At 68.4% G+C, this 22,296-nt stretch carries 25 protein-coding genes; 10 read left to right on the top strand and 15 right to left on the bottom strand.

The window, feature by feature from the left end:
• Positions 1-10: 10 nt before the first annotated feature.
• On the top strand, positions 11-673 hold the full coding sequence (locus ACWF4Z_RS00470) for a potassium channel family protein (protein WP_452240740.1): 663 nt from the start codon (positions 11-13) through the stop codon (positions 671-673).
• Positions 673-1,347: a potassium channel family protein gene (locus tag ACWF4Z_RS00465; RefSeq protein ID WP_452240739.1), complete on the top strand. Its 675-nt coding sequence runs from the start codon at positions 673-675 to the stop codon at positions 1,345-1,347. The genes ACWF4Z_RS00470 and ACWF4Z_RS00465 overlap by 1 nt, the downstream gene beginning before the upstream one ends.
• A gap of 10 nt (positions 1,348-1,357) precedes the next feature.
• Here ACWF4Z_RS00465 and ACWF4Z_RS00460 read toward each other — a convergent pair whose 3' ends face one another.
• The 4 genes from ACWF4Z_RS00460 to dut all read right to left on the bottom strand — a co-directional run bounded on the left by ACWF4Z_RS00460 (position 1,358) and on the right by dut (position 3,815).
• The gene (locus tag ACWF4Z_RS00460; RefSeq protein WP_452240738.1) at positions 1,358-2,167 is read right to left on the bottom strand and encodes a DUF3159 domain-containing protein; all 810 of its coding nucleotides are present in this window, start codon (positions 2,165-2,167) and stop codon (positions 1,358-1,360) included.
• Positions 2,160-2,549, bottom strand: coding sequence for an OB-fold nucleic acid binding domain-containing protein (locus ACWF4Z_RS00455; RefSeq protein WP_452240737.1), 390 nt, complete (start codon positions 2,547-2,549; stop codon positions 2,160-2,162). Before ACWF4Z_RS00455 ends, ACWF4Z_RS00460 begins: the two co-directional genes overlap by 8 nt.
• A 41-nt stretch (positions 2,550-2,590) precedes the next feature.
• The gene (locus ACWF4Z_RS00450) at positions 2,591-3,286 is read right to left on the bottom strand and encodes a DUF3710 domain-containing protein (protein ID WP_452240736.1); all 696 of its coding nucleotides are present in this window, start codon (positions 3,284-3,286) and stop codon (positions 2,591-2,593) included.
• A gap of 76 nt (positions 3,287-3,362) precedes the next feature.
• On the bottom strand, positions 3,363-3,815 hold the full coding sequence (gene dut, locus ACWF4Z_RS00445) for a dUTP diphosphatase (RefSeq protein WP_452240735.1): 453 nt from the start codon (positions 3,813-3,815) through the stop codon (positions 3,363-3,365).
• 52 nt (positions 3,816-3,867) lie between these two features.
• On the opposite strand from dut, the gene ACWF4Z_RS00440 reads away from it, so the two are divergent.
• Together ACWF4Z_RS00440 and ACWF4Z_RS00435 are read left to right on the top strand one after the other, a co-directional pair.
• Positions 3,868-4,323, top strand: a complete 456-nt coding sequence (locus ACWF4Z_RS00440) for a DUF3093 domain-containing protein (protein WP_452240734.1) — start codon at positions 3,868-3,870, stop codon at positions 4,321-4,323.
• Positions 4,324-4,368: 45 nt separating this feature from the next.
• Entirely contained in the window at positions 4,369-4,671 is a 303-nt protein-coding gene (locus ACWF4Z_RS00435; RefSeq protein WP_452240733.1) for a DUF4235 domain-containing protein, read from the top strand.
• A 64-nt stretch (positions 4,672-4,735) separates the two neighbouring features.
• On the opposite strand, the gene ACWF4Z_RS00430 is transcribed toward ACWF4Z_RS00435, so the two are convergent.
• From ACWF4Z_RS00430 to ACWF4Z_RS00420, 3 genes are all read right to left on the bottom strand, one after another.
• On the bottom strand, positions 4,736-5,035 hold the full coding sequence (locus ACWF4Z_RS00430) for a DUF4193 domain-containing protein (RefSeq protein WP_360375811.1): 300 nt from the start codon (positions 5,033-5,035) through the stop codon (positions 4,736-4,738).
• 295 nt (positions 5,036-5,330) lie between these two features.
• Positions 5,331-6,125 (bottom strand): inositol monophosphatase family protein, encoded by a 795-nt coding sequence (locus ACWF4Z_RS00425; protein ID WP_452240732.1) that lies wholly within the window; start codon positions 6,123-6,125, stop codon positions 5,331-5,333.
• On the bottom strand, positions 6,122-7,192 hold the full coding sequence (locus ACWF4Z_RS00420) for a ferrochelatase (RefSeq protein ID WP_452240731.1): 1,071 nt from the start codon (positions 7,190-7,192) through the stop codon (positions 6,122-6,124). Before ACWF4Z_RS00420 ends, ACWF4Z_RS00425 begins: the two co-directional genes overlap by 4 nt.
• A 46-nt stretch (positions 7,193-7,238) precedes the next feature.
• On the opposite strand from ACWF4Z_RS00420, the gene ACWF4Z_RS00415 reads away from it, so the two are divergent.
• Both ACWF4Z_RS00415 and ACWF4Z_RS00410 read left to right on the top strand, forming a co-directional pair.
• Positions 7,239-8,438, top strand: coding sequence for an MFS transporter (locus ACWF4Z_RS00415; RefSeq protein ID WP_452240730.1), 1,200 nt, complete (start codon positions 7,239-7,241; stop codon positions 8,436-8,438).
• Positions 8,439-8,478: 40 nt separating this feature from the next.
• A complete protein-coding gene (locus tag ACWF4Z_RS00410) occupies positions 8,479-9,198 on the top strand; it encodes a MerR family transcriptional regulator (protein WP_452240729.1) in 720 nt (239 codons plus the stop codon).
• Here ACWF4Z_RS00410 and ACWF4Z_RS00405 read toward each other — a convergent pair.
• Positions 9,181-9,780, bottom strand: coding sequence for a trimeric intracellular cation channel family protein (locus ACWF4Z_RS00405; protein ID WP_452241299.1), 600 nt, complete (start codon positions 9,778-9,780; stop codon positions 9,181-9,183). The two genes, ACWF4Z_RS00410 and ACWF4Z_RS00405, sit on opposite strands and share 18 nt — an antisense overlap.
• A 65-nt stretch (positions 9,781-9,845) precedes the next feature.
• Between ACWF4Z_RS00405 and ACWF4Z_RS00400 the strand changes: the two genes are divergently transcribed.
• The gene (locus ACWF4Z_RS00400; RefSeq protein WP_452240728.1) at positions 9,846-10,820 is read left to right on the top strand and encodes a phosphotransferase family protein; all 975 of its coding nucleotides are present in this window, start codon (positions 9,846-9,848) and stop codon (positions 10,818-10,820) included.
• Between the two features lie 19 nt (positions 10,821-10,839).
• The gene (gene fdhD / locus ACWF4Z_RS00395; RefSeq protein ID WP_452240727.1) at positions 10,840-11,667 is read left to right on the top strand and encodes a formate dehydrogenase accessory sulfurtransferase FdhD; all 828 of its coding nucleotides are present in this window, start codon (positions 10,840-10,842) and stop codon (positions 11,665-11,667) included.
• On the opposite strand, the gene ACWF4Z_RS00390 is transcribed toward fdhD, so the two are convergent.
• Both ACWF4Z_RS00390 and ACWF4Z_RS00385 read right to left on the bottom strand, forming a co-directional pair.
• A complete protein-coding gene (locus ACWF4Z_RS00390; RefSeq protein WP_452240726.1) occupies positions 11,651-14,401 on the bottom strand; it encodes an AAA family ATPase in 2,751 nt (916 codons plus the stop codon). The two genes, fdhD and ACWF4Z_RS00390, sit on opposite strands and share 17 nt — an antisense overlap.
• Positions 14,398-15,534, bottom strand: coding sequence for a metallophosphoesterase family protein (locus tag ACWF4Z_RS00385; RefSeq protein ID WP_452240725.1), 1,137 nt, complete (start codon positions 15,532-15,534; stop codon positions 14,398-14,400). The genes ACWF4Z_RS00390 and ACWF4Z_RS00385 overlap by 4 nt, the downstream gene beginning before the upstream one ends.
• A 102-nt stretch (positions 15,535-15,636) precedes the next feature.
• Here ACWF4Z_RS00385 and ACWF4Z_RS00380 point away from each other — a divergent pair, with 102 nt between their 5' ends.
• Positions 15,637-16,179: a GNAT family N-acetyltransferase gene (locus ACWF4Z_RS00380; RefSeq protein ID WP_452240724.1), complete on the top strand. Its 543-nt coding sequence runs from the start codon at positions 15,637-15,639 to the stop codon at positions 16,177-16,179.
• On the top strand, positions 16,172-16,669 hold the full coding sequence (locus ACWF4Z_RS00375; protein WP_452240723.1) for a phosphatase domain-containing protein: 498 nt from the start codon (positions 16,172-16,174) through the stop codon (positions 16,667-16,669). Before ACWF4Z_RS00380 ends, ACWF4Z_RS00375 begins: the two co-directional genes overlap by 8 nt.
• Before the next feature lie 3 nt (positions 16,670-16,672).
• On the opposite strand, the gene ACWF4Z_RS00370 is transcribed toward ACWF4Z_RS00375, so the two are convergent.
• From ACWF4Z_RS00370 to ACWF4Z_RS00350, 5 genes are read right to left on the bottom strand one after another with little or no spacing between them, the layout of a single operon-like run.
• Positions 16,673-18,346 (bottom strand): ABC transporter substrate-binding protein, encoded by a 1,674-nt coding sequence (locus ACWF4Z_RS00370; protein WP_452240722.1) that lies wholly within the window; start codon positions 18,344-18,346, stop codon positions 16,673-16,675.
• Positions 18,347-18,355: 9 nt separating this feature from the next.
• The gene (locus ACWF4Z_RS00365; protein WP_452240721.1) at positions 18,356-19,342 is read right to left on the bottom strand and encodes an ABC transporter ATP-binding protein; all 987 of its coding nucleotides are present in this window, start codon (positions 19,340-19,342) and stop codon (positions 18,356-18,358) included.
• The gene (locus ACWF4Z_RS00360; protein WP_452240720.1) at positions 19,335-20,330 is read right to left on the bottom strand and encodes an ABC transporter ATP-binding protein; all 996 of its coding nucleotides are present in this window, start codon (positions 20,328-20,330) and stop codon (positions 19,335-19,337) included. Before ACWF4Z_RS00360 ends, ACWF4Z_RS00365 begins: the two co-directional genes overlap by 8 nt.
• Entirely contained in the window at positions 20,323-21,321 is a 999-nt protein-coding gene (locus ACWF4Z_RS00355; protein ID WP_452240719.1) for an ABC transporter permease, read from the bottom strand. The genes ACWF4Z_RS00360 and ACWF4Z_RS00355 overlap by 8 nt, the downstream gene beginning before the upstream one ends.
• Position 21,322: 1 nt before the next feature.
• Positions 21,323-22,252 (bottom strand): ABC transporter permease, encoded by a 930-nt coding sequence (locus ACWF4Z_RS00350; RefSeq protein WP_452240718.1) that lies wholly within the window; start codon positions 22,250-22,252, stop codon positions 21,323-21,325.
• Between the last annotated feature and the right edge of the window lie 44 nt (positions 22,253-22,296).

The following is a 22,296-nucleotide window of genomic DNA, read 5'->3' as shown; positions in this document are numbered from 1 at the left end:
TGATCACCGAGTGCACGTCGTCATCATGGGCTGCGGCCGTGTCGGGTCGACGCTCGCGCGCGGCCTGGAGAAACGCGGTCACACGGTCGCGATCATCGACCAGTCGGCCGATGCCTTCCGCCGCTTGAGCCCGAACTACACCGGCCGGACCGTCGTCGGGATGGGGTTCGACCGGGAGATCCTGATCGAGGCCGGGATCGAGGAGGCCGAGGCGTTCGCCGCGGTCTCGAACGGCGACAACTCCAACATCCTCGCGGCCCGGGTGGCCCGGGAGAACTTCGGGATCAGCAATGTGGTCGCGCGGATCTACGACCCCGGTCGCGCCGAGGTGTACCAGCGGCTCGGTATCCCCACGGTCGGCACGGTTCGCTGGACCGTCGACCAGATGATGCGGCGGCTGCTGCCCGAAGGGGCGGAGCCGGAGTGGCGCGATCCGTCCGGGACGGTCCGGCTCGCCGAGGTACACGTGCACTCGGACTGGATCGGCCGGCTGGCGTTCGACATCGAGAAGGCCACCGGTAGCCGGGTCGCGTTCCTGACCCGGCTCGGCGAGGGCTTCATGCCCAAGGCCGACACCGTCATCCAGGAAGGCGATCTCGTGCATGTCGTCATGCTGGAACGCGACGCCGCCGCGATCGAGTCCCAACTCGGCACCAAGCCTGAGGAGCTGTGATGCGGGTAGCCATCGCCGGCGCCGGGAACGTCGGTCGTTCCATCGCCGCCGAGCTGCTGGAGAACGGCCACGAGGTCTTGCTGATCGACAAGGACCCGCGCGCGATCAAGGCCGAGTCGGTCCCGCGGGCCGAGTGGCTGCTGGCCGACGCCTGCGAGCTGTCGTCACTGGAGGAGGCAGCGTTGCAGCGCTGCCAGGTGGCGATCGCCAGTACCGGTGACGACAAGGTCAACCTGGTCGTGTCCCTGCTCGCCAAGACCGAGTTCGGCGTACCGAGAACCGTTGCCCGGGTCAACCATCCCCGCAACGAGTGGATGTTCAACGAGGCCTGGGGTGTGGACGTCTCCGTCTCCACCCCCCGCATCATGTCCGCCCTGGTCGAAGAGGCCGTCTCGGTAGGAGACCTGGTCCGCCTCTTCACCTTCCGCCAAGGCGACGCGAACCTGGTCGAACTGACGCTCCCCGAAGACTCCCCCATGATCGGTCTGCGAGTCGGCGACATCGACTGGCCCCTGGACACCGCGCTGGTAGTCATCCTCCGCGAAGGCCGAGTCCTCCGCCCGGACCCCGAAGGCACCCTGGAGCTGAACGACGAGCTCCTCTTCGTAGCCGCAGACGAAACCGAAGAACAACTGGAAGACATGCTCTCCCCCCACCACCGCAAGACGGAGTAGGCGGGGAGTACTACTTCTTGTTGCCGCGGAGGAGGTGGGTTACGTGGTCCCGGGCTTCGTCCCACTTCTCCGCGGGGAGGGAGCCGCGGAGGGCGGCGTACGCGAGCCAGAGGGCCAGAGCGTAGAACGGCAGCCCCAGGCCGATCTTGGCGATGCCGAGGGCGTTCAGGCTGCCGGTGAAGTACAGCGGGACCTGGACAATCAGGCGAATCGCGAACAGGGCCACGAAGACCAGCGTGGCTCGGGAGAATCCCTTGAGCATCGCGGGGTCGCGGCGCCATGACGTGCCGGTTTGGGTGATCACGCCGTACAGGACGCCGAAGAGTGGCCAGCGGATGAGCACGGTGATGAGATACAGCGCGCCGTACCCGAGGTTGGTCAGCAGGCCGGGGACGTAGAAGTCTTTGGCGTTGCCGGTGCGGTTCGCGACCCAGGCGGAGATGAGGACTCCGATGAAGCCGCCGACCACGTTGCGCAACTGCTGCCGCCGGACCAACCGCACCAGCGCGATCACCGCGGCGATGCCGATCGCGATGATCAGCGACTGCTGCAGCTTGTGATCGGTGACGGCATACGCGACCAGGAACGCGATCCAGGGCAGGCCGATGTCGAGCAGCGCACCCCAACCACCGAGTGCGTGGAAGAAGTCCTTGTCGGTCGTCGGCGCCGGCTTGGCGGGCGCAGCCTCGGGCTCGGCAGATTCGGGCGAGTCGGCCGGCGGCTCGGTCGCGGCCGCCTCGATCTCGGGCTGCAACATGTCGACCAGCTTCTCTTCGAGGTTCTCCTCGATCTGGTCGCGGCGCGACGTCGGCTCAGCCATGCGCGGCCGTCGGGCGGAGCTCGTAGCGCGGGTTGAACATCACCCGGTCGCCGTCGACGACCCCGATCCGCCCGGAGGCGATCAGTTCCGAACCAGGATGGATCCCGGCGATCTTGCGGCGGCCCAGCCAGATCAGCTTGACCGTGCCGGTGCCGTCGTACAACTCGCCCTCCAGGGCCGGTACGCCGCCGCGCGGACTGAACGTGATCGTCCGCAGCGTGCCGTACAACGTGACCATCTCCCGGTCGTGGCAGCCGGTGATGGACCGCGCCCCGCAGTCTCGCGAGAAGTCCTGAAGGACCTCCGCGTCCTGCTGGTCACGGTCTCCGGCCAGTCCCCGGAAGGCGCGCTTCCACAGCCCCGCGGGTTTGTCGCTACCCATGATGTCGAGTGTAGTCCGTCGCACCGTCTCTTCGGACTCGTCTATTCGGCCGACTCGTCCTCGATCGGCTGAGCGCCCGGCGGAAGCCGCAACGGCAGCGGCTCGCGAGCGATCATCGGCTCGGCCCCGCGGACGACGACCACATTGCGCAGCGTCTCCTCCATCGGCAGCGCCGCCTCCGGGTCCACTGCGGCCCGGCCCAGCACGGTCGCCCGCAGCAGCCAGCGCGGACCGTTGACGCCGATCACGCGGGAGGTCTGGCTGACGATCTGACCTTCGGGGTCCTCGACCGGCAGCACGAGCCGCAGCTCGGTGTCGAACGGACCGTCGACCTCGGTCGCCGTACCGCCGATCCGGCTGGCCTCCGCGGCGACCTCGCGCCGGACCTCGTCCCAGATGCCGGCCGACTTCGGTGCCGCGAACGCACGCAGCTCGAGCGCGGACTCCTCGATCACCAGCAGGATCGCCTGCACCTCGCCGGACTGCTCGTCGACCTGCAGCCGCAGCTCCATCCCCGGGATCCCGGTGATCACCAGAGCGCCCAGATCGATCCGGTCCTCGGCCTGCAGTGCCTCGGGGTCGATCTCGCTGGAGTCGTACGGCCCCTCGGCCACGGTCTGCGCCGTACCCGTGCCGTCGTCAGGGCCACCGCCGGAGAGGTCGTCCGCAGCACCCGGTTCCGCATCCGTTGCGGTCGTGTCGACGTCGTCGTTCTTGGCCTTGCGGCGGAAGATCACTGTTCTACTTCCTCGTTTTGTGTCGGTACTGCCCGCCGTAGTCTGGCGTATCCGTCAGGTCAGCGGATGCAGGTAGTCAGCGTGTCACACCGCCGAAGCCGCCGGTCGAGCCGTACCCCCCGTCGCCGCGGGCCGAACCCGGCAGCGTGGTGACCTCGACGAACGACGCCTTCTCGACCGCCTGGATCACCAGTTGCGCGATCCGGTCGCCGCGCCGCAGGGTCACCTCGGCGTGCGGGTCGAGGTTGATCAGGCAGACCTTGATCTCGCCCCGGTAGCCCGCGTCCACAGTGCCCGGGGCGTTCACGATCGAAACGCCGTGCTTCGCGGCCAGTCCGGACCGCGGGTGCACGAAGGCGGCGTACCCGTCCTGCAGTGCGATCGCGATCCCCGTACCGACCAGGCCGCGCTCACCCGGCTTCAGAGTGATGTCAGTGGCCGCAACCAGGTCCGCACCGGCATCGCCGGGATGCGCGTACGACGGAAGCGGCAGGTCAGGGTCGAGTCTCTGGATCAGAACCTCAGTCACGAGAGGCGACCCTACCGACGCGGCTGGTGTGGTCACATGCCAGGCTGGTGGTGTGGCTAGCTATCGCGAGCGCCTGAGCGTGCCGGTGTCCTGGTGGATCATCGCGACCGCCTTGGTCATCACGCTCTTCGGGATCGTCGCCGTACCGGTCAACCTGCTGGCTGGAGTGCTGGTCGGCGGCATCGCGCTGGTACTGCTGCTGTTCTTCTTCCTCCGGTACGGCGGCGCACGCGTCGAGGTGGACAGTGAACGGCTCCGGGCCGGCCGGGCCGTGATCGAGCGGGCTCACCTGGGTCCGGTCGAGGCATTGGCCGGAGACGACGCCCGCCACGCGTTCGGGCGGGACTGCGATCCGCAGGCTTACCTGCTGCTGCGCAGCTACGTGCGGGGGGCGGTCCGGGTGCAGATCACGGATCCGCGCGACCCAGCGCCGTACTGGGTGATCGCCACGCGCCACCCCGAGCGATTGGCAGCGGCGCTCACCGGGAACAGCATGGCAAGATCCTGACTGTCGGATCCTGATTTTGGGGACACGCGCTAGGAGGTTGCTGTGGTGGGAGCGAAAGTCGGCTGGAAACTCGTACAGATCGTGTTCACGGTCGTCGTGGGGCTGGTCGCGAACAAGGCAGTCAGTGCGGCGTGGAAGCTCGGTTCGGGCGGTAAGCCGCCGAAGGCGGGCGAGGGCGGGTACGCCGAGGTCGTCACCTGGGCCGTAGCCAGCGGAGCCGCCGCCGCGGCCGCCAGGCTCTTCGCCGAGCGTCAGGCCGCCGCCTACTACCTGAAGTCCACCGGCCACGCCCCACCTGGCTACGAGCAGGACGACAAAGTCCGCTCGGGTTTGGTGAAGAAGGGCTGAACGTGACAGCGGGACCGCTCCGGTGGAGTGGTCCCGCTGTGGGTTGTGAAGAAGGGCGCTGGTGTCAGGCTGCGCAGTCGCGGCAGATCAGCTGCCCGTTCTTCGTTTCTGCGAGCTGGCTGCGGTGGTGAACCAGGAAGCAGCTCGAACAGGTGAACTCGTCGGCCTGGCGCGGGAGCACCCGCACCGCCAGCTCTTCGTGGCTCAGGTCGGCGCCGGGCAGCTCGAAGCTCTCCGCGGCCTCGGCCTCGTCCTCGTCGACCTTGCCGGAGTTCTTGTCGTGACGGCGAGTCTTCAGTTCCTCGATCGACTCTTCGGAAGTGTCCTCGTCCGTCTTGCGCGGGGCGTCGTAATCAGTCGCCATGGTGTTTCCCTGCCCTCTTCGTACCCGTGGTGTTGCCTGCTGAGCCCTTGAACGGGTAAAGCGGCCGAGAAATTCCGCGCACCAGCATCGCGCTGAATCTCAGTCCCCCGAAACCCTTGACAGCCAGGCCAGGACCGGCAAGTACCTGTCCCGAGGACGGGATTGTGCCCTATAAAGGGCCGAGATGCACGACTGGGTCCATGCTCTGGCCCGCGTGTCGCCACAAATGTCAGGACCGAACAACGAAATGCTCATTATTGCGCGGTACTGCGCAGAAACGAGCAGTCAGAGACGCCTACCCGCGCAACGGGTCGGCCGCGGCCAGCAGATCGTGAAACGCCGCGAAGAGCGCCGGACTGGTCGCGATCGACATCTCCGGCGAGACCGGAGCGCCGTTCAGCCCGCCGACGGTCGCACCGGCCTCGGTCGCGATCAGCGCGCCCGCTCCGTAGTCCCACGGATTCAGGCCGCGCTCGAACACCGCGTCCAGCCGGCCGCACGCCACATAGCAGAGGTCGATCGCGCCGACCCCGATCCGCCGGATGTCCCGGACCTCCGCGATCAGCTTCTGCACGACCTCGGCCTGGATCTTCCGCCGCGCCGGGTCGTATCCGAACCCGGTCCCGACCAGCGCCTTACTCAGCTCCGCACAGCCAGACACCCGGATCGGTGACCCGTTCGAGAACGCCCCACCGCCCCGGGTCGCCGTGAACACCTCGCCCTTCGGCGCATCCACCACCACCCCGGCGACCGTCTCCCCATCCACCTCAACGGCGACGGAGACGGCGTACGTCGGGATGTCGTACAGGTAATTGACCGTGCCGTCGATCGGGTCGACCACCCAGCGCACCCCGCTGGTACCGATCACGTCGTCGCCCTCCTCACCCAGGAACGAGTCGTCCGGACGGGCCTTCAGGACCCGCGCCCGGATCAGCTCCTCGGACTCGCGATCGACCGCGGTGACGATGTCCGTGACGGTGCTCTTGGTGTCGGCGACCGTGATCGTGCCGCGGCGGCGTTCGACGATCATCGCGGCCGCCTCCGTCGCGACGTCGACCGCCAGCTCGAGCAGATCCTGCGAGGTGCTCATACGGCTTCCTTCGGAGAGGTTGGTCGGCGCAAAGGTGGGCAGCAATCGTGCCGGCAGTCGTCCCAGGCCGCGCCGAGTCTGCCGACGCACGGACGGGCCGGTTGCTCGCCGCGCTCGGCCTGGGCCCGCTCGACGACCAGGTCGCGCAGCATGTCCACGAACAGCTTGCCGGTGCCAGGGGTCGCGGCCCGCGCCATCGGCAGGCGCAGCTTCTCGGCCGTCGCGGCCGCTTCGGTGTCGAGGTCGTAGACGACCTCCATGTGGTCGCTGACGAACCCGATCGGTACGACGGCCACCCCGGGCACCCCCGCGTCCGCCAGCTTCTCCAGGTGGTCGTTCACGTCCGGCTCGAGCCACGGCACCTGCGGCGGTCCGGATCGCGAGCAGTAGACCAGGTCGGACCGCCGGGTCCGGCCGGTACGACGTTGGAGCTCGGCGTCGATCTCCGCGGCTACGTCCAGATGCCAGTCGACGTACCCGTTGCCGTCCGGCCCGCTGGTCGCGTTCATGGCCGTTGGGATGGAATGCGTCACATAAGCGACCGCACTCCCCTCCGGCAGCCGGCTCAGCGCCTCGGCGGTCGACTCGACGAACGAGCCGACGAAGCCCGGATGGTTCGCGTAATGCCGCAGCTTGTCGACCTGCGGTGCATCGGGGACCTCCCGCGCAGCGTCCTCGAGATTCTCGCGGTACTGCCGGCAGCCGGAGTACGACGGGTAGGCGGCGGTCACGATCACCACAGCACGCCGGATCCCGTCCGCGGCCATCTCGCGCAGGGTGTCGGTCAGGTACGGCTCCCAGTTCCGGTTGCCCCAATAGATCGGCAGCTCCAGACCGATCTCGTCGAACGACTCCCGCAGCGCCTCCAGCAGCGCCCGGTTCTGATCGTTGATCGGGCTCTTCCCACCGAACGCGTAGTAGTGCTCCCCGACCTCCTTCAGCCGCTCGTCCGGGATCCCGCGGCCGCGGGTCACGTTCTGCAGGAACGGGAGGACGTCTTCGGTCTTCTCCGGACCACCGAAGGACAACAGCAGGACAGCGTCGTACGGCGATGCATCGACTCGCATGATGCAAGTTTCTCAGTTCGCCCCAGCTAGGGTGTCCTCGGTCCCCATGCTCAAGCCTTACGTCCATCTCATGCGTCGTCCCGGCGCCGGCGCCTTCTTCGCCGCCGGGATCCTCGGGCGTATGCCGATCTCGATGCTGGGCCTGGGCATCGTGATCCTGATCGCCCGCGAGACCGGCTCCTACGGACTCGCCGGCGCGGTCTCCGGCGTCGGGGTGATCGCCGGCGCGGTGACCGGCCCGATCCAGGGCAGGCTGGTCGACCGCTTCGGTCAGCGGACTCTGCTGCTGACCGGTTCGATCCTCTGCACGCTCGGACTGGCGGCTCTGCTGGTCGCGGTGAATGCCGGCGCGCCGATCTGGGTCCTGTACGTCCTCTCGTTCGTTGCCGGCGGCACCCGTCCCCAGGTCGGCTCGTTCGTCCGGGCTCGCTGGACACATCTGCTCGGCCGCGGTCGCGCACTGCAGACTGCCTTCGCTTTGGAGGCTGTCGGTGACGAAGTCGTGTTCGTTGTCGGTCCGGTCGTTGTGACCGCTCTCGCCACCCAGGTCAGCCCGTACGCCGCTCTGTCTGCCGCCGGCGTATTGGGACTCGTGGGCGGGATCTGGCTGGCGTTGTTGCGCGGGTCCGACCCGCCCGGTCGCGGGAAGTCCGATGGGACCGAGCAGGCGCCACTCCCCTGGGTCTCGATCGCACTGCTCAGCCTGATCGGTCTCGGGCTCGGAGCGACTCTCGGTGGGGCCGAGGTCATCACGGTCGCTTTCACCACGGAGAAGGGCCAGGCCGGGCTGTCCGGCGTCGTACTGGCCGTCTGGGCGTTCGGCAGCCTGCTGGCCGGGCTCTGGTACGGCTCGGTGCACTGGCGGGCTCCGGTGGAGCGACGCCTGCTGTTCGGCACGATCGTGCTCGCTGTCAGCCTCGCGCCACTCCCCTGGGTCAACAGCGTGTGGCTGCTGGGTGTGGTGCTGTTCTGCTGCGGTCTGACGATCGCACCGACCATGGTCGCCGTCACCGCCTGCATCGAGGAGTGGGTGCCGCCACAGCGCCTCACCGAGGCGATCACGTGGACCGTCACCGGCATGCTGCTCGGTGTTGCCCCCGGCAACGCCGCCTCTGGGCACGCTGTCGATGTCTGGGGCCCGTCGCAGGCGTATTGGGTCCCCTTCTCGGTCGGCATCGCCTGTGCACTGGTCGCCGCCCTCTCCACCACGTTTGCGCGACCCAAGACCCGCTTCGCACACAACTAGGCTTGTATCTCCTCCGACGGGAGATGTGAGGGTGATGCGCATGGATCACTCGATCGGCGAGGTAGCGCGGCTGGCCGGGGTCTCCGTGAAGACGGTGCGGTACTACTCCGACCAGGGGCTCCTGGCGTCACGCCGTACCGCTGCCGGCCACCGCAGATACGACGCGGACGCCCTGGCCCGACTGGAGCTGATCCGCACCCTCAGGGAGCTCGGCATCGAGCTCGCGACCGTGCGGGCCGTCCTGGAGCGGGAGCGGACGCTGGCCGACGTACTCACGGCGCACTCCGAAGCAGTCGCGCTACAGATCCAGACGTTGCGGCTGCGCGAGGCGGTGCTCTCGGTCGCGGTCCACCGTCACTTGACCCCGGAGGAGCTCGAACTCATGCACAAGCTGACTGCCCGATCCGAGGAGGAACGGCGTACTCTCATCGCCGACTTCCTCTCCGCAACCCTCGGCGACGACCCGTCGTTGGCCGCAGCCCGGCAGAACCTCACGCCAGTCCTGCCCGACAACGCCACGCCGCAGCAGGTCGAGGCCTGGTTGGAGTTGGCCGCGTTGGCACAGGACGCCGACTTCCGGGCGTCGGTACGGCGGTTGGCCGCCAGCTGGCGTGCTCTCGCCGCGGACGATCCGCTGCGGCACGATCCGGCGTTCCGCGAGCAGTTGATCGAGCTTCGTCGTACGGAGACCGACTCGCGGTGGCAGCGGTACCTGGATTTGCTTGCCGATGTCAACGGTTGGTCACGGCTGGCGGGGTAGCGGCGCGTTCCAGCCGCGGCGGATCGCGATCAGGCGGATGGCGAAGCAGATGACCGCCGCGACGATCGGTACCCACAGGGCGTCGTAGTCGAGGGCTGCCGCGACAACCACGATGCCGGCGCCGAGGAATGCGGGGGTGGCGTAGATCTCGGACCGCAGGACGACGGGGACCCGGCCGCTCAGGATGTCTCGGATCACGCCACCGCCGATCCCCGAGATCGTGCCGAGCAGGGCGGCCGACAGTGGGGAGAGGTTGTACTCGACGGCCTTCAGCGCGCCGGTCACGCAGAACAGGGCGAGACCGGCCGCGTCGAAGATGTTCACCAACCGCTCGAGCCGGCCGATGCCCGGGTGCAGGAAGAACGTGATCAGCCCGGCCGCGACCGGCACCGCGAGATACCGCCAATCCCTGAGCGCGGCCGGCGGGGTGTCGCCGATCAGCACGTCCCGGATGAACCCGCCGCCGAGCCCGGTCACCAGCGCGAGCACCTGGATCCCGAACACATCGAGGTTCTTCCGTACGCCGACCAGCGCACCGGTGATCCCGAACACGAAGATCCCGACCAGGTCCAGCACATGCAAAGCCGCCACACCCGCACGCTAAACCACAGGCGCCCGCCACCCCGGCAGCTCTATCGTCTATGGACATGAGCCGCGCGCCCGACGTCGACTACACCAATACCTCCCTGCGCCCCGACTGGAGCGCGCTCCCGGTCGCCCTCCACGAGGCCCTGGCCGTTGCCCTAGGCACCGAAATTGTCGAGGTCGCCCGGCCCGTCGGCTCGGGCTTCACCGGCGGCTTCGCAGCCCGAGCCCACCTGGCCGACGGCCGCAAGGTCTTCATCAAGGCCGCCGACGACACCCTCCACGCCTACAAGGCCTACCAACGCGAGGCCGAGGTAGTCCCTCAACTCCCCAGCGCGATCCGCGTCCCCGCCATCATCACCACCGCCTCCAGTGCACAGTGGTTCGCCGTTGTGTCGGAGTGGGTGGACGGCCGCATGCCTGGAACACCCTGGACCGTGGAGGACTTCGCTGTCGTGACCGCGACCTGCGAGCGAATGACCGACGCGCTGGATCCCAGTCCGTTTGCCGGGTTGCGGACCTTCCTGAGCGATGTGGAGAGCGGCGAGTCCGCGATCGCCGTACCGCAGCAGATCATCGACGGGGATCGCCCACTCCCCGATCGCCTCCAACCATGGGTACGACGGATCCTGCCGGAGCTCGTCGACCTCGTTGCCATGGCGCCGACGGCGCTGATCGGAGAGGCGGCAACCCACAGCGACCTGCGTCCCGACAACCTGATCGTCGACGCCGACAACACCTGCTGGACCGTCGACTGGAACTGGTTGGCCCTGGGCCCCCGCTGGTTGGACTGGGTCAGCCTCCTGCCGGTTGCCCGGTACCACGGCATCGACACCGAGCAAGCGATCCACAGCAGCCCGCTCACAGCCGACGTGCCGCCCGAACATCTCGACTGCTTCGTCGCACTCATTGCCGCCTACATGATGAAGAACCCCGATGCGCCGCCACCCCTCGGCTGTACTCCGGCCATCCGTGAGCACGGGCGTTTCTACGCCTGGACCTTCCTCGACTGGCTAGCGCCACGCCGTGGCTGGTGAGGGCACATACTGTATAACCATGAGGCCGACGACGAGGTTCAAGGTCGAGGTGCTGGACGGCGAGCGGACGTCCCGACGGGAGGACGTCGTCGTCACCGAGGAGCCGCTGGAGCTGCGGCTCGAGTGGCCCGGCCGCCCACCTGAGCCGCTGGTCGTGACCATGCGGACGCCAGGTGCCGACTTCGAGCTGGCCGCCGGTTTCTGCCTCGGTGAGGGCTTCGCGGTCCGCCCGGACGCGATCCGGACCGTCGCCTACTGCACCGACGTCAAGCTGACCCAGGAGCAGCAGTTCAACACCGTCACGGTCACCTTCGACGGCCCGCCCGACCGCGAACCACCCCAGCGGTACGGCGTGACCTCGGCGGCCTGCGGTGTCTGCGGCCAGCAAAGCCTGGACGAGCTCGCCGAGCGCGACTACGACCCTGTCGATCCCGTCGAGGTGCCGGTCGACGTCGTACGACGGCTCCCCGATCTGCTCCGCGACGGCCAGCCGACCTTCAGCAAGACCGGCGGCCTGCACGCGGCCGGTCTCTTCACGACGGACGGCAGCAAGGTGGTCGTCCGTGAGGACGTCGGCCGCCACAACGCCGTCGACAAGGTCGTCGGCTGGACCGTCCTCAACCAGCACTCCCGCAAGGGTCTCGTCCTCGCGGTCAGCGGTCGCGCCGGCTACGAGATCATCCAGAAGGCGGTCGCCGCCGGCATCGGCATGATCGTCGCGGTCGGCGCACCCTCGAGCCTGGCCGTCGACCTCGCCCGCAAGTTCAACGTCACCCTGGCCGGCTTCGCCCGCGGCGAACGCTGCGTCGTCTACAGCGCGCCCGAGCGGATCATCCGTCCAGTTTGATGAACGTCGCCTTCGGGACGTACTCGTAGCGGTCCGGCATGCAGGTCAGGATGATGACCTGCCCGTGATCCCCGGCGCGACCGAGCAGCCCGCCCATGTCCCGCAGGCGCGCCTTGTCCGACCACCCGAGCGCGTCGTCGAAGATCACCGGCACACTCCCCTCGCCCGTGCTGACCAGATGACTGATCGCGAGCCGGGTGATGATCGCGAGCTGCTCCTGCGCACCCGTCGACAGCGCCTCCACAGGCAGCCGAACCCCGTCCAGCTCTCGCTCGGCCACCGCGAGATCGTCGTCCAGCCAGACCTTGAACGACGGCCCGTACACACTGCGACCGAGCGACTCGATCCGGCTCTGCAGTGGCTCGGAGTACTTCGTCTGCGCCTCGGCCCGATGCCGGCCGAGCGTCTCGTACACCCGCCGAGCCGCTTCGGCCCGACGCCGCAGGCTGTCGTGCTCCGCGCGTACAGCGGCCAACTCCACGTCGGCCAGATCGCGCCGCGTCGCCAACCCGTCCCGTCCGGACTGCTCCAGCCGGCCCTCGGTCGTCCGGAGCGCATCACGCAACGTGTCCCGCTCACCTTGCAGCCGCGCAGCCACCGCCAACGCATCGGTCAACTCGCCCGCAACCTGGTCGGCCCCGGCCGCATCCACCTGCTCCTGTACGTCGGTCAGCTCCTCGAGAACCGTCTCGACCTCGGTCGTCGCGTCACCCTCGGCCGCCGACACCGCGTCGTCGTCGAGAATCGCCCGGGCCGTCTCCAATGCCTCGATCGCGGCGGCCAACCGCTCTCCGGCGAGCTCCGATCGAGCCCGCGCCTGCTGTGCCTCGGACCGATCCTCGTCGGCCGCCTTCCGGGCCTGCGCCGCGGCGAACTCCGCGTCGGCGAGCAACCGCTCAGCCTCGCCGAGCCCGTCCCGCGCCTGCTCCAAGGCTCGCTGAGCGCCGGGCAGATCACCGGGCAGATCACCAGGCTCACTGGCCGGTTCGAAGTCGTCGAACAAGGTGTCGTGCGGTGACGAGAACTCCTCGAACAACGACATCTGCCCGGGCACGCCCTCCACCGCAGCCTGCTGACCAGGCTCGTCGTCCTGGTCGCCGAGCCTCGCGGTCAGCACCGCGATCCGCTCCCCCGGATCACCGCCCGACGTCAGCGACTTCTCGGTCCGACGGGCCTCGTGCAACTCGGCCGACGCCGTATCCGCCTTCCGCAGCAACTCCCGCGCGGCCGCAACGTCCTTCACGCCGGCCTTCTTCAACAGGTCCTTCTCGCGCCGCACGGCGTCGTCCACCCGCGACCGCAAGGTCGCCGCCTCGCCACCCGCCCGGACCGTGACCTCGACCTGGCCAGGCACGCCGATCACGAGCTCCCCGGCGACCAGGACCTCGGTCGACTCGTCGAAGCCCAACTCCGACGGCACCTCACCGTCGAGCCCGGTCCCCGACAATTCCACCGGCTCGGCGCCAAGACGTCGTACCAGCACCTCCGGTACGCCGGCCGCCAGCGCGGCCCGGGCCTCGACGACCGCCGCCCGCCCGTCCTCCAACGCCGCGACGAGCGCGTCATCGACCTTGATCCGGTCCAGGATCGTCCCGGCCGCGGCGATCCGCGCGCGGACGTCGACCAGCTCGGCCTGCTGACCGAGCAGCCGGTCGAGCTCGGCGCGATCCATCAGCTCGGAGACCCGGCGCTCGGCCTCCTGCACCTCGGTACGCCGGACGTCCTTGAGCTCGACCACCTCGGCCAGCGCGGCCTCGGCCGCCTGCACCAGGTCGGCCGCGGTCTTGGCGACCAGGTCGGCATCGGCGCGACGATCGGCCAGCTCACCGTCGACCTTCGTGAACCGCTCGACCTCGTCCAGCAACCGCTCGCGCTCGACCCTGGTCCGGGTGTGGTTCTCCAGCCGGGCGCGCGCCGTCTCGGCGCGGTGGCGGACCGCGTCCCGGCGGAGCAGGATCTCGTCGGTCGCCTTCTTGCGTTCGCGCAACTCCTCGACCGACTTCAGCTGCTCGGCCGAACGGCCGTCGACATCGGCGAGGTCGAGGGTCAGCCGCTCGGCGCGACGGATGTCCTGCTGGACCTCCTCCATCGCCTTCAGCGCCTGGGCCGAGGCCAGCTCGGCGGCGGCAACGGACTTCTCGGACTTCGCGAAGTCACCCGTCGCGCGGCCGCCACGCGTCCAGTAGCGCAGGTATTCGTGCTCGACCGCCGACACCAACGGCATCGAGGCACCGTCGACCGGCGTCCCCGACTCCGCGGTCACCGCGGTGATCAGGGGCTCGGCATCGGCCGGCGTCGGCAGGATCAACGATTGGCCCTGGCTGACCATCAAGGTCTGCCACAGCACCGGGTCGACGTGTTCGTGGAACAGCCGCTCGGCCTCGTTGTGCGCCTCGCGGCCGGTCCAGGACTGCCGACGCCCGTCGGGCTCGGCGATGGTCAGCTCGGTGGAGCGGTTCTTCAGCCAGCGCTTGGTGTAGGTGAGCTCGCGCCCGCCGAGGGTCAGCTCGACACTGACCTGCGGGCCGACGTCCTGGCCGACTGGCTGGATGTCGCGGATCCGGGTCGACTTGGAGTCGTCGGGGAAGTCGAAGATCAGCCCGAACGCCTCGACCAGACTGGACTTCCCGACCTCGTTGTCACCGACCACCACGGTGGTCCCGAGGGCCGGGAAGCGAACGGTACGTTCCTTGACGCCGCGGAAGTCCCGCAGCGCCAAGTTGTGCAGCCTCATCCCGCGTCCCGCGCCAATCGGTGCATCAACGACAACGCCGCACCCGCGTCCTCGTCGCCACCGGCCAGTGCCTGGCGCAACTCCTCCATCGCGGCCCGGGCCGGACCACTCAACTGCAATGCATCCAGATCCGCCGCGTCCGGTGCCGGCCGCACGGTCCAGAACTTGGCCCACCGCTCGACGCTCGCGAACACCTCGCCCTGCGCGTCGATCATCGCGTCCAGCCGGCTGAGCAACGGGAGCGTCAGCGACCCGTCACCGGCGAGCCGGACGTACGTCCGCTCCTTCTCCGGCAACTCCGCGAACCAGTCCTCCAGCGCGCCCAGCGACTCCTCGTCGAACAGCTCGACCCGATGGTCGACCATGTGCCATCCGCCGACTCGCACAGGCTCGACCTCGATCGCGCCGGCACCGGCACCGACCTTCACCTTCAGCACGTTCCCCGGGGCGTCCTCCTCGGGCGACGTGACCTCCTGCGTCCCGGAGAACCAGATCCGATCCGTCACGCGCGTCGTCGAGTGCCGATCCCCGAGCCCGACGTACTGCAGCCGGCCGTCCTCGACCGCCGCCTCCAACGCGGTCTGATCGATCGTCGGTACGTCGGACATCCCGCCGGAGAGGCTGGTCAGTTGACCATGCGCCAGCAGGATCCTCGTCGTACCAGGTCCGACCGGTGCGAGGTCGGCGTACCCAGGTGCGGCTGGATCCGACAGCGGCCGGCGCGACCGCCAGGGCGCCCCGACGATCTCGACGCCCGGCACGATCTCGAGTGGCTTGGTGTCGGTCACGACGGTCACGTGCTCAGGTGCGTGGGCCTGCCACTGGCTCGAGGTCCACAGCGAACCGGGCTCGAGCGCGTCGTGGTTGCCGGGCAGCAGGACCACCGGGACCGGGATCCGCTTCAGCGCTTCACAAGCGCGCAAGATCGTCTGCCGCTCGACTTGGTTGTGCTCGAACACATCCCCAGTGACGACCACGAACGCCGCTCCGGTCGCCGTCGCGACCGCGCCGATCCGCGCGACAGCATCCAGGCGCGCCTGACCCCACCGGGCCTGGCCGTCCGGCCCCAGGAACCGGCGCATCATCCCCAGCTGCCAGTCCGAGCTGTGCAGAAACGTGATCGACTCGTCCATTGCGGGATGAACGCTAACCCGAGCCATCGACAGTCGCACACTCAACACTCAGAACCACCCCACACCGCCCACACTCCGGACACCCTCTGGGAGCATCGGGGTGTGCAGACTGAGCGGCTGACGGTGCGGCGATTCGGGACGGGAGACGTTGACTTGCTGGTCGAACTGGACTCGGATCCCGAGGTGATGCGGTTCCTGACCGGTCGGCCCACACCACGGGAGGAGATCGCGAACGTCGTACTGCCGCAGATCCTGAAGGTGTACGACGACCACCCGCAGCTGGGCACCTTCGCGGCGCATGACAAGGCGGGGGTCTTCGTCGGGTGGTTCGGACTGCAGCCCACCAAGGATCCACTGACCGTCGACGTCGGCTACCGCTTGAATCGCGCTGCCTGGGGCAAGGGGTACGCGACCGAAGGGACGCGGGCGCTGATCGACAAGGCGTTCGGCGAGCTCGGGATGCAGCGCGTGGTCGCGGACACGATGGCGGTGAACCACCGGTCTCGCGCGGTGATGCGGCGGTCGGGGCTGCGGTTCGTCCGGATCTACCATGAGCACTACGACGATCCCCTGTCCGGGACGGAGTTCGGAGAGGTCGAGTACGCCGTCGACCGGGAAACCTGGGAGGCTGGGGGTCGTGCCTGACGATCAACGGCCGTACGCCGTACTCGACATCGATGCGACGCTGTCCGACACCAGCCGGCGGATCCACTTCCTCGAGAAGAAGCCGAAGGACTGGGATTCGTTCTTCGCGCACGCGAAGGAGGACGCGGTGCTCGAAGAAGGGCTGGCCGTCGCGACGACGCTGGCGGTCGATCACGTGATCGTCTACCTGACCGGGCGGCCCGAGCGGCTCCGGCGGGAGACGCTGAAGTGGCTGAAGGACAACGGCTTCCCCGAGGGCAAGGTCTACATGCGCGGGAACAGCGACCGCCGTCCGTCGATGCTGATGAAGCTCGGCCGGCTCAAGCAGTTCGCCGCGGAACGGCCGGTCGCGGTCCTGGTCGACGACGACGTCAAGGTTTGCGCGGCCGCCGAGAAGGCGGGCTACACGGTGATGAGGGCCGACTGGGGACTCGATGCCGAGACCCAGCCGACCCTCTTCGAGGCCCAGGAGAACGAGGGCCGGACGTAGTACCTACTTGCTGAGGCCGACGATCAACTGATTCGGGTACGGCGGGTAGGACGACAGGTAGAAGTTCTGCACCTTCGAGCCGTGCAGGAACGCGTTGCGTGCGTAGATCAGCGGCACGACCGGAGCGTCGGCCATGATCTGCTTGTCGATCGCGGCCCACATCCCGGCCGCCTTGGTCCGGTCCGTCTCACCGGTCGCCGCGGCGATCGCCGAATCCACCGCGGGGTTGGAGTACCGAGACATGTTGTAGCCACCGTTGCCGATCTCGGACGTCCCGAACAGCGGCTGGATGTTGCCGAGTGCACTCGGGTAGTCCGGCAGCCAGCCGGAGATGGTCAGATCGAAGTCCGGCTTGTTACCGGTGACCAGGTCCGTCCACGGTCCGTTGTCGAGCGGCTTGATGGTGGCGTTGATTCCAGCCCGCTTCAGCCCCTGCTGGACCGCCTGCGCCGTAGCGAGTCCATTGGTCTGGTCGGCGGCCAGCACCAGGTTCAGGTTGGTGACACCGGCGTCGGCGAGCAGTTGCTTGGCCTTGTCGGGGTCACCAGCCGGCGGCGCCTGGTACAGGTCGTACTTGGTGTAGCCGTCGATGCCTGGCGTGATCAGAGTCGACGCGATCTCGCCGCCGTACTCCGGTCCACCCTCGGCGACCTGGACGGCCTGCTTGTCGACGGCGTACTCGATCGCCTTGCGGACGGCCGGGTTCTTGAGTGCCGGGCGCTGGGTGTTCATCGCCAGGTACTGCAACGCACCGGACGGTGACGTGGCCACCCGGGCCTTGACCGCTGGGTTGCCCGTCACGGTCGGGATCAGCGCCGCCGGCACCGAGACACCGGTCGTGGCGGCGAACTTGTCGTCACCCGCGTCCGCGATCAGCCGCTGGTTGACCACATCGGGCTGCAGGCCCATGTCGAGCACGATCGCGTCCGGGAGGCCGCTGCGCGCCGGGTCGGTCGACTTGTCCCAGTTCGGGTTGCGCTCGAGCTCGAGCTTCGAGCCGGGCGCGTACGACTTGACCTGGTACGGGCCGCTGGCCATCGGCTTCTCGCCGTAGTGGGCCGGGTCGGTGTCGTCCTTCTTCGGCACCGGCGAGAACGCCGGCATGCTGACGATCCACGGCCAGTCACCGAACGACTTGTTCAGCTTGAAGACGATGGTCGAGTCGTCGGGCGTCTCGATCGAGGCGAGCTCGCCGCCCTTGTACGGACCCGTGTACTTGTCGGCCCCGACCAGCAACGGCTTGTGGTACGCAAGACCACCGGACAGCTCCGGGGCGAACGAGCGCTCCACGCCGTACTTGATGTCAGCGGCAACGATCGGCGAACCGTCGGCGTACTTGAGACCGGGCTTCAGCTTGTAGGTCCAGGTCTTGCCACCGTCGCTGACCTGGCCGGTGTCGGTGGCCAGGTCCGGGACGACCTCCGGCGGCTTGTTCGGGTCGGTCTTCCACGAGGTCAGACCGCGCAGCACCTGGTGGATCGTGCTGATGCCCAGGTTCTGGCTCTTGGCCGGATCGAGGCTGATCTCCTTGCTCGTGGTCAGGATGTGCCAGGTGCCACCTTGTTCGGCGGCCGCCGTCGTACCGCCGCCACTGGCGGACTTGTCGTTGGCGTTGCAGGCGGCCGCTGCTAGCACCAACGCGGTCGCGACCGCGACCGCTCGGGTCAGATACTTCATCGTTTCCTCTCAGGAGGGTGGGGGCTCAGGGAAGTAGCAGGCGGCCTTGTGTCCGACGCTGGGTTCTTCTTGGCCCTCCACGGGCTCCAGCACCGGTCGTTTCGTCGCGCACACGTCCTGCGCCTTGTAGCACCGCGTCCGGAACGGACATCCGGACGGCGGCGCGATCGGCGTCGGTACGTCGCCGGTCAGCACGATCCGATCCCGGACCACACCGGGCTCAGGCACCGGAACGGCGGACAGCAAGGCCTTCGTGTACGGGTGGGCCGGCGCCGCGTACACCTGGTCGGCCGGCCCTTCCTCGACGATCGTGCCGAGGTACATGACCGCGACCCGGCTGGCGACCTGTCGTACGACGGCAAGATCGTGCGCGACGAGCACATAGGACAGGCCGAGCTCGTCGCGGAGGTCGGCGAGCAGGTTCAGCACCTGGGCCTGGACGGAGACGTCGAGCGCTGACACGGGCTCGTCGCAGACCAGGAGGTCGGGTTTGACCGACAACGCCCGGGCGATCCCGATCCGCTGCCGTTGACCGCCGGAGAACTCGTGCGGATAGCGCTCGAGTTGCTCCTCGGACAGGCCGACCTGGTTCAGCAGCTCGACGAGTTGCTTGCGGGTCGGACGGATCCCTTGTGCGCGGAACGGCGTACTCAGGATCGTGCCGACGGATTGGCGCGGATTCAGCGAGGCCTGCAGGTCCTGGAAGACCATCTGGATCTTGCGGCGGACCGGGCGCAGCCGTCGGCCGCGGACCTTGGTGACGTCCTTGCCGCCGATCTCGACGCGGCCCGTGGTCGGATCGAGCAGCCGGGTCGCGACCCGCGCGAGCGTCGACTTGCCCGAGCCGGACTCGCCGACCAGACCGACCGTCTCACCCTTGCGGACCACCAGCGTCACGCCGTCCACGGCGCGCACCGCCTGAGCCCGGCGCCACGGCGAACCCCGGAGACCGAAGTACTTCTTCACACCGTCCAGGCGTAGTAGCTCCTCAGACATCGGCCGGCCTCCGCCCGAGGTGGCAGGCCGCCTCGTGATCGCCCTCGCCGGGTCGCGGCGTGAGCTCGGGTCGCTCGGTGATGCAGCGCTCACCGACCTGCTTGGCATAGGCACACCGCGGCTGGAACGGGCAGCCCGTCTTGATCGACCCCGGCGACGGTGGGCTGCCGGGAATCGTGGTCAGGCGCCGAGCCGGCGGTACGTCGACCCGCGGCATCGCACCGAGTAGACCCAGGCTGTAGGGGTGGGCGGCCCGGAAGAACAGGTCGCGGACCGTGCCACGCTCGGCCGCGCGACCGGCGTACATGACGAGCACGTTGTCGGCGACCTCCGCGACGACGCCCAGATCGTGCGAGATCAGGACGAGCGCCGTACCGAACTCCGCCTGGACATCGGCGAGCAGTTGCATGATCTGTGCCTGGACCGTCACGTCGAGTGCGGTCGTCGGTTCGTCCGCGATCAGCACTCTCGGGTCGTTCACCAGAGCCATAGCAATCACCACCCGCTGCCGCATTCCCCCGGAGAACTCGTGCGGGAAGCTGTCGGCCCGGTGAGCGGCGTCCGGGATGCCGACCTTGTCGAGCATCTCGATCGCCCGGCGACGGGCCATCTTCTTCGAGACGTCGTGATGCAGCCGGTACGCCTCGGCGACCTGCCAGCCGACGCTGTAGTACGGATTGAGCGCGGACAGCGCGTCCTGGAAAACCATCGCGATGTCGTTGCCGCGGATCTTGCGGAGGTCGTCGGTGGGGAGCCCGATCAGCTCTCGCCCGTCCAGGAGCACCTCGCCGGTAACGTCGGCGTTCGAGGGCAGCAGACCCATCACTGCGGCCGAGCTCACACTCTTGCCCGAGCCGGACTCCCCCACGATCGCGAGGGTCTCGCCGGGCGCGACGGCGAAGTCGATCCCGTCGACCGCCGGGACCAGGCCACCCTCGGTCCGGAAGGTGACGTGCAGGTCATGGACTTCCAATACAGGCTCAGCCATGACTCACCCTCGGGTCGAGCATGCCGTGCACCACGTCCACCACCAGGTTCGCCAGGATGATGAGGAAGGCCGCGAACAGCGTCACGCCGACGACCACAGCCACGTCCAGCTGGCCGACCGCGTTGATCAACAGATCGCCCAGGCCCTGCATGCTGAACACCTTCTCGGTCAGGATCGCACCACCGAGCAGACCACCCAGATCCAGCCCGAAGAGCGTGATCACCGGCACCAGGACGCCGCGCAGTCCGTGCGTAACGACGACTCGCGCCTCGCTCGCGCCCTTGGCCCTCGCTGTGGTGATGTAGTCGAGATTGAGCTCCTCGATCATCTGCGAGCGGGTCAGCCGGATGTACGACGCCGCTTGTAGGACTGCGAGCACCAGCCAGGGTGTGACCAGGTGCCAGGCCCAGTCGACCGGGCTCTCGGTGAGGGGTACGTACCCGTTCACCGGGACCATGTTGAGCCAGAACCCGAAGACCAGGATCGCGAGTAGTCCTAGCAGGAACGACGGCGTCGAGACCCCGACCAGGGCGACGCCGACGGCCAGTCGGTCGAGCAGGCGGCCACGGTTGAGGGCGGCAACGATGCCGAGCGAGACCCCGAGCAACAGCCACAGGATGGCCGCACCGATCGCGATCGATGCGGTGATCGGCAGCCGGTCGAGGATCAGCGTCGTGACCGAACGGGCCAACGGGAACGAGTAGCCGAAACACGGTGCGTTGCAGTGCACAGCCGCCGTACCGTCACCGAACGTGCGGCCGGCGAAGATGCCTTTAAGGAAGCTCAGGTACTGCTGCATCGTGGATTGGTCGAGTTGCATGAAGTGGCGGGCCTGCTCGAGGCGGTCCGGCGTACAGGGCTTGCCGCAGGCCAGACGGGCCGGGTCGGCCGGGATCGCGTAGAAGACGAGGTAGACGGCGAGGCTCAGCGCGAGCATCACCACCAGCGCGGCGAAGAGTCGCCGGATGACGAACCACACCAGGTCGGGCATCTCAGCGGTCCCTCCGCAGCCGGACGTCGAACGCGTCGCGTACGCCGTCGCCGAGCAACGTGAACCCGAGTACGGCGAGGAACAGCATGGCGCCCGGGAACACCAGGAACCACGGATCCGCGCCGGTGTAGACCCAGGCAATCGAGTCGGAGATGGATCGGCCGAGGCTGGGTGTCGGTGGTGGGACGCCGACGCCGAGGAACGACAGGGCGGCCTCGGCACCGATGTAGCCGGGGATCGCCAGGGTCGCGATCACGAGGACCGGGCCGAGCAGGTTGGGCAGGAGCTCGCGGGTGATCACCGCCCAGCCGGACGAACCGACGCTGCGGGCGGCCTCGACGAACTCGCGGGCGACCAGGGATTTCGCCTGGTTGCGGATCAGCCGGGCCAGGCCGGCCCAGCCGAACACGCTGAGCACCAGGATCAGCAGCAGCCAGCGCGGGAACCCGGCCGGGACAATGATGCCCAGGGCAATCATGAAGACGAGCTGCGGGAAGCCGAAGAGGAAGTCGAGCAGGCGGGAGACGACCGCGTCGTACCAGCCGCCGAAGTAGGCCGCGCTGATGCCGACGAGGGTGCCGACGACCGTGGTGATGGCCGTGGCAACGACCGCGATGAACAGCGACGTCCGCAGACCGAGCACGACGATCGAGAACAGATCGCGGCCGGTCAACGGCTCCACGCCGAACCAGTGGTCGCCGCTCACTCCGCCGAGCGCGCCCTTCGGGGCGTTGCCGCGGGCCGGATCCAGGAGGTCGATGTGGTACGTGTACGCATCCTGACCGGCCAGCTTCACCAGCAGCGGGGCGACGGCGGCGATGACGATCAACGCCAGGACCACGATCACGCCGACGCGGGCACTGCGATCCCGCCGCACCCGGCGCAACGCCTGCCGGGTCGGCGAAACGGTCCCGGCGACCGAGGAACTCACAAGCACTCCTGACAGGTTTCGAATCACGCAGCCGACACACGCTA

It is taken from the genome of Kribbella sp. NPDC055071 (assembly GCF_053608045.1).
Note: the sequence above shows the minus strand (reverse complement) of the source record. Positions and strands in the feature narration are given on the sequence as shown.

Coding starts and splice junctions, on each gene's coding strand:
- ACWF4Z_RS00460 (WP_452240738.1), bottom strand. CDS start 2,167: ATGGCTGAGCCGACGTCGCGCCGCGACCAGATCGAGGAGAACCTCGAA.
- ACWF4Z_RS00385 (WP_452240725.1), bottom strand. CDS start 15,534: ATGGACGAGTCGATCACGTTTCTGCACAGCTCGGACTGGCAGCTGGGG.
- ACWF4Z_RS00420 (WP_452240731.1), bottom strand. CDS start 7,192: ATGCGAGTCGATGCATCGCCGTACGACGCTGTCCTGCTGTTGTCCTTC.
- ACWF4Z_RS00425 (WP_452240732.1), bottom strand. CDS start 6,125: ATGAGCACCTCGCAGGATCTGCTCGAGCTGGCGGTCGACGTCGCGACG.
- ACWF4Z_RS00410 (WP_452240729.1), top strand. CDS start 8,479: ATGGATCACTCGATCGGCGAGGTAGCGCGGCTGGCCGGGGTCTCCGTG.
- ACWF4Z_RS00360 (WP_452240720.1), bottom strand. CDS start 20,330: ATGGCTGAGCCTGTATTGGAAGTCCATGACCTGCACGTCACCTTCCGG.
- ACWF4Z_RS00355 (WP_452240719.1), bottom strand. CDS start 21,321: ATGCCCGACCTGGTGTGGTTCGTCATCCGGCGACTCTTCGCCGCGCTG.
- ACWF4Z_RS00415 (WP_452240730.1), top strand. CDS start 7,239: ATGCTCAAGCCTTACGTCCATCTCATGCGTCGTCCCGGCGCCGGCGCC.
- ACWF4Z_RS00370 (WP_452240722.1), bottom strand. CDS start 18,346: ATGAAGTATCTGACCCGAGCGGTCGCGGTCGCGACCGCGTTGGTGCTA.
- ACWF4Z_RS00455 (WP_452240737.1), bottom strand. CDS start 2,549: ATGGGTAGCGACAAACCCGCGGGGCTGTGGAAGCGCGCCTTCCGGGGA.
- ACWF4Z_RS00400 (WP_452240728.1), top strand. CDS start 9,846: ATGAGCCGCGCGCCCGACGTCGACTACACCAATACCTCCCTGCGCCCC.
- ACWF4Z_RS00390 (WP_452240726.1), bottom strand. CDS start 14,401: ATGAGGCTGCACAACTTGGCGCTGCGGGACTTCCGCGGCGTCAAGGAA.
- ACWF4Z_RS00365 (WP_452240721.1), bottom strand. CDS start 19,342: ATGTCTGAGGAGCTACTACGCCTGGACGGTGTGAAGAAGTACTTCGGT.
- ACWF4Z_RS00465 (WP_452240739.1), top strand. CDS start 673: ATGCGGGTAGCCATCGCCGGCGCCGGGAACGTCGGTCGTTCCATCGCC.
- ACWF4Z_RS00430 (WP_360375811.1), bottom strand. CDS start 5,035: ATGGCGACTGATTACGACGCCCCGCGCAAGACGGACGAGGACACTTCC.
- fdhD (WP_452240727.1), top strand. CDS start 10,840: ATGAGGCCGACGACGAGGTTCAAGGTCGAGGTGCTGGACGGCGAGCGG.